The organism is Rhizobium sp. UFLA01-1127 (genome assembly GCF_059803845.1).
This window is the reverse complement of the sequence record NZ_JAUQTZ010000214.1, coordinates 1-7,214: the sequence shown is the minus strand read 5'-3', so window position 1 is coordinate 7,214 and position 7,214 is coordinate 1. Positions and strand designations below refer to the sequence as shown.

The following is a 7,214-nucleotide window of genomic DNA, read 5'->3' as shown; positions in this document are numbered from 1 at the left end:
CCGGCCCCGGTTTCGATGGCACATTGATATCCGAGTTTCTGAAGCTGGGTGGCGCTGTCCGGCGTCATCGCGACGCGTGCTTCCCCCTCAAGCCGTTCTCGTGGTGATCCAATGATCATGTAATTCCCCTCTTAGAAAGTTGCTGATCGTCAGTAGATGACGACGCCCCTGACGCTCTTTCCGGAATGCATAAGTTCGAAGCCCTTGTTGATGTCTTCAAGCGGCATGGTGTGGGTGATCATCGGATCGATCTGGATCTTGCCTTCCATGTACCAGTCGACGATCTTCGGAACATCGGTGCGGCCGCGCGCGCCGCCGAAGGCAGTCCCCACCCACGAGCGGCCGGTCACCAGCTGGAACGGACGCGTCGAGATCTCCTGGCCGGCGCCGGCAACGCCGATGACCACCGACTTGCCCCAGCCGCGATGGCTTGCCTCCAGTGCCTGGCGCATCACCTTGGTATTGCCGGTGCAATCGAAGGTATAGTCGGCGCCGCCGATCTGGTCGGCCCCGCGCTTCGTCATGTTGACGAGATAGGGCACGATATCGTCGCCCACTTCCTTCGGATTGACGAAATGCGTCATGCCGAAGCGCTCGCCCCAGGCCTTCTTGTCGTTGTTGAGATCGACGCCGATGATCATGTCGGCGCCGGCAAGCCTCAGGCCCTGAATGACGTTGAGGCCGATGCCGCCGAGACCGAAGACGATCGCGGTTGCCCCCATCTCCACCTTGGCGGTGTTGATGACCGCACCGATGCCCGTCGTCACGCCGCAGCCGATATAGCAGATCTTGTCGAAGGGGGCGTCGGGATTGACCTTGGCAACGGCAATCTCCGGCAGCACCGTATAATTGGCGAAGGTCGAGCAGCCCATATAGTGATGGATCTTGTCCTTGCCGATCGAGAAGCGCGAGGTGCCGTCCGGCATCAACCCCTGGCCCTGGGTCGAGCGGATCGCCGTGCACAGGTTGGTCTTGCGCGACAGGCACGAGGGGCACTCGCGGCATTCGGGCGTATAAAGCGGAATGACGTGATCGCCCTTCCTGACCGAGGTCACCCCCGGACCGACATCGACGACGATGCCGGCGCCCTCATGGCCGAGGATCGCCGGGAACAAGCCTTCTGGATCGGCACCCGACAAGGTGAAATCATCGGTATGGCAGATGCCGGTCGCCTTAACCTCGATCAGCACTTCACCGGCCTTCGGCCCCTCAAGCTGAACGGTCATGACTTCCAGCGGTTTACCGGCGGCAACGGCTACGGCGGCGCGTACGTCCATTAGATTTCCTTTCGATGATTGCCAGAATTGCCGCGGTGCGGCCTTGATTGCGAGTGTCAGGTCGCGGAAGAATAAGGAGTGCGTCGGCTGAAGGTTCGCGGTCCGCAAATGGGCGAACTTGGCCGCGCGGGTGTACCGCAAACGTGCGAGATTGCAGGCGAAAGCATTGACAGATCCTCCCGATGCGCGCTTACGGTTTTATCTCCGCCCTCCAACCGCATGGATCTTCGTTAACATACTGATTAGAATTTGCATACTAAAAAGTATCCGAAATAGTTGGAAATTTCACCCGGCCGCCACCCCCGCGCCGGGCGACTATGGAAGCTGCGAAGCGACCGGTGAAGCGGCTATTTGTTCTGGGCAAAGCGTTTTCTGATGCGCCTAAACAGAAAAGGTACCGTCTGCGACAGCGACGGTACCTTTCTCACGAAATGACCCTGCGGTCGGGATTGCGTTTAATCAGCCTTGGTGCTCGCGGCCTTCCACCTGGATCACGAGATCGACATCGTCACCGATCATCCCAAGTGCTGCCTTCATGCCGAAATCGCTCCGCTTGACCTTAGTTGTCGCGCTGAAGCCGACAACGTGGCTCTTGTCCCACGGGTTCTGGCCTTCCTTATTGAACTTGACATCCAGCGCAGTGGATTTCGTGACGCCCGCAATCGTTAGGTCGCCAGTAATTTGGCCCGTGGTGTCGGAGGTCTTCTTGAACTCCTTGCCGACGAAGGTGATTTCCGGAAATTCCGTCGCATTGAACCAATCAGCACCCTGGATGTCGCCGTCGCGTTGCTTGTTGTTCGTCGAGATCGAACCGACCTTGACCTTGACATCAAGGCTGCTTCCCTCGGGCTTCGTGGCGTCGAAGTCGAAAGCGCCTGAGAATTCCTGCGCGACCCCAATCACTTTCGAGAAGCCCAGGTGATCGATGTAAAACGCGATTCCCGAATGCACGGGGTCGATGTCGAACTTGGTGGCCCAAGCGGGCGACACTGCCCCGGCGAGCGACGTCATCGAAAGCAACAAAGCTGCAAGTCTATATTTCATTCTCATTCTCCTCCTCAGGTTAAGCTGGAAAACTCGATCCATAGTCCAGGAACGCGACCGCGACCGCCAACGCGGCCGGAAGCACAGCCAGGGCGACATGGACGAAAAGGCGCGGAAACTGCCGGGATACGCCGAGCATCCGGCAGATACCCTCCGAGAACACTGGCAGCACGACGCAGAGGCCGAGGATCGCAATGGCGACGGGATCGGCTTTGCGCGTGATCAACACCACGGTGAAAGCGACGGAAATCAGTCCACCCAACGCGCCGATCGATGAGGCGCCGCCAAAGCGGAAAACGGGGTTGACGATGTGTACCAGGAGAATTCCCAGGCAACCGGCTGCGAACATCAGACAGAGCTGAAACGAGGAGGACGATGCGCCGAGAAGGGCTATCGGCGCGAAGCCGAGCGCAAGCACGGCAACGACGCCGCCCCGCTTTACGTCATCCTCCGCGCGAACCGACGTCCCGCGCAAGATGAGCCACATTATGGCCACGCCGGCCGTCGCAGCAGTCACCACTTCCCACGTCGCCACTCCCAAGCGGGGCAGGCCAATATAGAATGCAGCCGCCACCGGCTGAAAAAGGGACACAACTCGAACCGCGCGTTGGGCGGCGATCTCGACCGCAAACCCCACTGCCGTCCCGATAACAATCACGTAGAACAGCTTGTTGACCGCCCCGACAGGCGGAAAAGCCGGCACTTTGTTGTAGACAAGCCAATAGGCTGCCAGCAATGCGGCAGGCATTAGGAGGTCAGTAAGGCGCACCAGGCGGCGCCAGCGCATCAGGCCCGACGCGAAAATGCCGACGAGCACCATGACGAGCAGAGACGCGGCCAGCGCCTCCTGCGGAGAGTTGCCAAATCCAAGCATGCGACGTTTTCCGAATTGCGACAGGTATTCTGCGGTGCCCGGTCCGCTAGCGCGTGACATGCGGCACCAAAGCAGCCGGCGCTTTAGCGTCCGGTTTGCTTGCTCCGACAGATCGCTGTCATCCTACTTTTGCTCATAGTCCCCCCCCATAACCGCATGCTCCTCAACAGCGGTCGCCACTTCCAGTTTGGATACCAAATAGTTTTCACATACTATCTGGTTTCTGGATGAAGGCTAGTCTCTGAATTTTTGGATGTCAAGCGCGCTATGGACGCAAAAGCGGGTTCTCGCCCCGCTGCGTGCCGGCTGTCCTGATCGATAGATTGTTGAGACGTTAAGAGCGCGCGGCGACTAACGGTACAGCCGTGCGTTTGTCATGCCGTATGGCATGATGGTCCCCATCAGGCCTTTACCGGGACGCCAGACTTGGTTGCTCGCGACGACCGATACATGTCTCGTAAAACGACCCGGACCATGTCTCCAGGGGCTCCCTCCTTGAGGAAGCTCGAAATACCGCCATAGGTGAGCTCGAGAACGATACCGCCGATATAGAACGGGTTCGCAGGGGACTGCATGACGAGATCCAACTTGTCGATGAGGATCTTGCCGACCCCCTCCCATTGATCCCGGAACAGCTTGATGTGACGATCTCCCAGTGTGTGATCATGCTGTGCCATGCGCAGCAGCTCGATCGCCAGCATTCCCCACCGTCGGTCATCTCCGCGGTTGTTCGCCCATGTCGCGAGAACGTCAATGAGCTCCATGGGATCATCACAGTTCCCGAGAAGTTCCGTCAGTTGAACCACGTCGCCGCCGGCATTGCCGGCAAGGAGCTGCAGGAAGATGTCTTCCTTATTGGCAAAGTTCGAGTAGAACGCCCCCTTCGAATAGCCGGCTTCCTCGGCGATCCGCTCAATCGAAGCCCCAGCGTAGCCGTATCGTGCCATGACTTCATAAGCGGACGCTAGAAGCTTCTCTTTCGTACGAGCCTGACTTTGCTCACGTGTCAGCCGTGCCATTCGCAATTCCTGTTCTCGCGTATCCAGACACCGAGGCGTACCCCAAAATGCAGCGGTCATACAAGAGCTGTTAGCAGACAAATGAGCGCCCAAAAGACTGGATATTCCGGACCCATCTTCTGCCAGCGCCAATTCAGGCCGTTGATCTTCACGACCGCGTATCCGGCCCCGAGCAATACCAAACCACCGCACACGGCTGCAACTCTGGGATACACGGAAAAAATCATTCCGACAGCCGCGCACGTCTCGACAATTATGGTAAGCACCACGAACAGCCTTCCGGGCTTGAAGCCCGCCGCTTCGAATGTTTCGCCGGCCTTCTCACGGTGGAGGCCCTTGCCAACGAGGTGGGGAATGAACCAGACGCCGCAGAGAATGCGGAGCCAGTCAACCAAAACGAAATCCATTTCTCCTCCTTGACGCCGGGCCTCTGCCGGGTCCGCGAGGATAGTTGCATTCCCCGCTTGCCTTTTAAGATACTAAACGGTATTCACAATCCAAATGGTATGTCAATACGAGGCAATCTTTGAGTTTGGGAGGAATACCGATGGAAATGATGCGTGCCGCGCGGCTCCACGCCGTGGGTCAGCCGATGAGCATTGACGAGGTCGAGCGTCCGAAGGCCACCGGGAGCGACGTGATCGTCCGAGTAAAAGCCTGCGGAATGGTTCCGAACCTCGCAAATGTTTTGGCTAACTGGGAGACTTGGTATCCGCAAATGCCGCTGCCGCCACGGCCCGCGATTCACGGTCTCGATCCGAGCGGTGTGGTTCACGAGGTCGGTCCCCAAGTTGTCAGTATCAAGCCGGGCGACCGGGTCTACGTGAACCCGGGCCGATTTTGCGGCGCCTGCCATCATTGCTCTTCGGGCAGGCCGCAAGCCTGCGAATATTGGACCCTGGGAGGATACTTCGGATACAATCCCAAAAGCATGGAGATGTTCGCCCGCTACCCTTATGGCGGTTTCGGCGAATTCATGGTCGCCCCACAGGCCCAGGTCATCAAAATCCCCGACAACATGACGTTCGTCCAAGGTTCCCGCATGGGTTACCTCGGTACGTCCTACGCCGCCCTCAAGAAATGCGGTCCGTTGATGGGCAAGACGCTGATCATCAACGGCGCCACCGGAACGCTGGGCCTGGGTGCGACGCTGTTCGCGTTGGCGATGGGTGTTGCGAAGATTTATGCCGTGGCCAGGGGCGAGGCGCTACTCGAACGGCTGAAATCGATCGCACCGGATCGCATCGTTACCTTCTCCAATGCAAAGGGATCATCGGGAGCCTTCGTCAAGGAACAGACGAACGGAAGCGGTGCGGACTTGATGCTCGATACGCTCGGCGCCAAGGCGCCACTCGACTCGATGCTGGACGCTATGAGTGGCGTAAAAAGGGGAGGTCGCATCGTCAACATTGGTGGCACATCGGGAGCTCTGCCCGTCGACGTCAAATGGTGGATGGACGAGCAGATGGAATTGATCGGCTCGGTTTGGTTCACGGCCGCAGAAGGTATGGAGATTGCGGCGATGGTCGAAGCCGGGATCATCGACATGTCGGTCATGTCGCCGATGGTGTGGCCGCTGGAGAAGATCAATGAAGCCATTTCCGGTGTCGGGAAGGATGAAGGCGGCTTCACCTACTACGCCGTCGAACTGTAACGGAGTTCCAATCGGCCTATACCCACCGGATCACCGTCCAGCGGCTCGGGGGATACCCCTTTGGTCGCCGATTTGAGTTGGCATGCGCAGCGACCGAATTGCTCGTCGGTCGCCTGCCATTCTGAAGGCCGGGCTTGGTGTCCGGCCAAATAGGAGGAAGAAGCAATGGCAAATGTCGGCATACACCCCCATGTCGATCGGGGATTGGGGAAGGGCGGTGCCTCCTTTACCGGAGGCACGCTCGTTTGCGAGTGCACCACGAACCCGGTTAAGGTGAAGATTAAGGGCGATATTGCCCATAATCATGCCTGCGGCTGCACCAAATGCTGGAAACCGGTGGGGGCAAATTTCTCCATCGTGGCGGTCGCACCTACGGAAGCTGTGGAAGTCGTTGAAAACGGCGATAAGCTCGCGATCGCCGATGCAAGTGCCTTGATTCGGCGACATGCCTGCAAGGAGTGCGGTGTTCATATGTATGGGCCGGTGGAGCGGGATCATCCGTTCAAGGGCTTGTCCTTCATTCATCCTGAACGCTTCGAAGAAGAAGGATGGGCCGAACCCGGATTTGCGGCCTTCGTGTCCTCAATCATCGAAGCCGGATATGACCCCTCGCAAATGAATGCAATCCGTGAGCGCCTGACCGAGCTGGGCCTTACACCTTACGACTGTCTCTCTCCTGGCCTGATGGATTACATCGCCACCTGGACGGCAAAGAAAAACGGAACCTTGGCGGCTTAAGTGCAAAGAGCCGGACTTGCTCCGGCTCCCACTCACCGCTACACGGGGAGCATGAGGATTTGTGGGGTGGCCAGGCTGCACGGGCTATTTCGTCGCGGGTTTTGGTTGTCGTTGGCCATGCCAGGATACCATGCCGGAAGGTTGAACGCAGGGAGCCGTCAAGAGTCTGGGTGCGGGTTTGAAGCAGAAGATGCGCGCCGGTCCTGCTCCACTGCATCTGCTGCTTCTTGAATGGAATTCTCCGATAGCCGTCAGGAACTCGCGCATGTTCGGATAGTCCGTGTCTGTGCCTTCTGCGTCGAGTAGCAAGTCCGTGATTTCGTCATGGGCACGATAGGCATTGCCATGCCATAGATCCCCTTTTGTCACTTTCACCAGATCGGCGATCGTCTCTGTCGTGATGATCTCGCCGTCGTCATCCATCATCTGCATTGCCATTCGCGCCCGCATATTGTCTTCCCGCATCGCGTTTTCCGGAATGGCCGGAGTGGAAAGCCTGATGCTTGACAACATCCGTTTTCGCAGTTCGGCCGTAAGCGCGATTTTCCATGCGCATTGACGGCCTGACCGGTGAACCGCCCTCGCATCTGTAGCGATTATTCCGGCTC

At 58.3% G+C, this 7,214-nt stretch carries 8 protein-coding genes and 1 pseudogene; 2 read left to right on the top strand and 7 right to left on the bottom strand.

The window, feature by feature from the left end:
- The 6 genes from Q4Q11_RS30185 to Q4Q11_RS30160 all read right to left on the bottom strand — a co-directional run.
- Window positions 1-119 (bottom strand): hypothetical protein (locus Q4Q11_RS30185; RefSeq protein ID WP_498571774.1); only part of this gene is annotated, 119 nt, incomplete at its 3' end.
- A gap of 30 nt (window positions 120-149) precedes the next feature.
- On the bottom strand, window positions 150-1,277 hold the full coding sequence (locus tag Q4Q11_RS30180) for an S-(hydroxymethyl)glutathione dehydrogenase/class III alcohol dehydrogenase (protein ID WP_498571773.1): 1,128 nt from the start codon (window positions 1,275-1,277) through the stop codon (window positions 150-152).
- Between the two features lie 459 nt (window positions 1,278-1,736).
- Window positions 1,737-2,288, bottom strand: a complete 552-nt coding sequence (locus Q4Q11_RS30175; RefSeq protein WP_498571772.1) for a YceI family protein — start codon at window positions 2,286-2,288, stop codon at window positions 1,737-1,739.
- Window positions 2,289-2,340: 52 nt separating this feature from the next.
- Window positions 2,341-3,195: a hypothetical protein gene (locus tag Q4Q11_RS30170; protein WP_498571771.1), complete on the bottom strand. Its 855-nt coding sequence runs from the start codon at window positions 3,193-3,195 to the stop codon at window positions 2,341-2,343.
- A gap of 401 nt (window positions 3,196-3,596) precedes the next feature.
- Window positions 3,597-4,214, bottom strand: a complete 618-nt coding sequence (locus Q4Q11_RS30165; RefSeq protein ID WP_183938665.1) for a TetR/AcrR family transcriptional regulator — start codon at window positions 4,212-4,214, stop codon at window positions 3,597-3,599.
- A gap of 56 nt (window positions 4,215-4,270) precedes the next feature.
- A complete protein-coding gene (locus tag Q4Q11_RS30160; protein ID WP_498571770.1) occupies window positions 4,271-4,621 on the bottom strand; it encodes a DoxX family protein in 351 nt (116 codons plus the stop codon).
- A gap of 140 nt (window positions 4,622-4,761) precedes the next feature.
- Here Q4Q11_RS30160 and Q4Q11_RS30155 point away from each other — a divergent pair, with 140 nt between their 5' ends.
- The gene (locus Q4Q11_RS30155) at window positions 4,762-5,868 is read left to right on the top strand and encodes an alcohol dehydrogenase catalytic domain-containing protein (protein WP_498571769.1); all 1,107 of its coding nucleotides are present in this window, start codon (window positions 4,762-4,764) and stop codon (window positions 5,866-5,868) included.
- A 165-nt stretch (window positions 5,869-6,033) separates the two neighbouring features.
- The gene (gene gfa, locus Q4Q11_RS30150; RefSeq protein ID WP_498571768.1) at window positions 6,034-6,606 is read left to right on the top strand and encodes an S-(hydroxymethyl)glutathione synthase; all 573 of its coding nucleotides are present in this window, start codon (window positions 6,034-6,036) and stop codon (window positions 6,604-6,606) included.
- A 38-nt stretch (window positions 6,607-6,644) separates the two neighbouring features.
- Here gfa and Q4Q11_RS30145 read toward each other — a convergent pair.
- Window positions 6,645-6,835 (bottom strand): annotated as a pseudogene (locus Q4Q11_RS30145) (hypothetical protein); the annotation flags it as partial.
- Window positions 6,836-7,214: the final 379 nt, after the last annotated feature.

What these genes read in the sequence shown, in the direction of transcription:
- Q4Q11_RS30180 (WP_498571773.1), bottom strand. Translation starts at nt 1,277, where the DNA reads ATGGACGTACGCGCCGCCGTAGCCGTTGCCGCCGGTAAACCGCTGGAA.
- Q4Q11_RS30175 (WP_498571772.1), bottom strand. Translation starts at nt 2,288, where the DNA reads ATGACGTCGCTCGCCGGGGCAGTGTCGCCCGCTTGGGCCACCAAGTTC.
- Q4Q11_RS30170 (WP_498571771.1), bottom strand. Translation starts at nt 3,195, where the DNA reads ATGCTTGGATTTGGCAACTCTCCGCAGGAGGCGCTGGCCGCGTCTCTG.
- Q4Q11_RS30165 (WP_183938665.1), bottom strand. Translation starts at nt 4,214, where the DNA reads ATGGCACGGCTGACACGTGAGCAAAGTCAGGCTCGTACGAAAGAGAAG.
- Q4Q11_RS30160 (WP_498571770.1), bottom strand. Translation starts at nt 4,621, where the DNA reads ATGGATTTCGTTTTGGTTGACTGGCTCCGCATTCTCTGCGGCGTCTGG.
- Q4Q11_RS30155 (WP_498571769.1), top strand. Translation starts at nt 4,762, where the DNA reads ATGGAAATGATGCGTGCCGCGCGGCTCCACGCCGTGGGTCAGCCGATG.
- gfa (WP_498571768.1), top strand. Translation starts at nt 6,034, where the DNA reads ATGGCAAATGTCGGCATACACCCCCATGTCGATCGGGGATTGGGGAAG.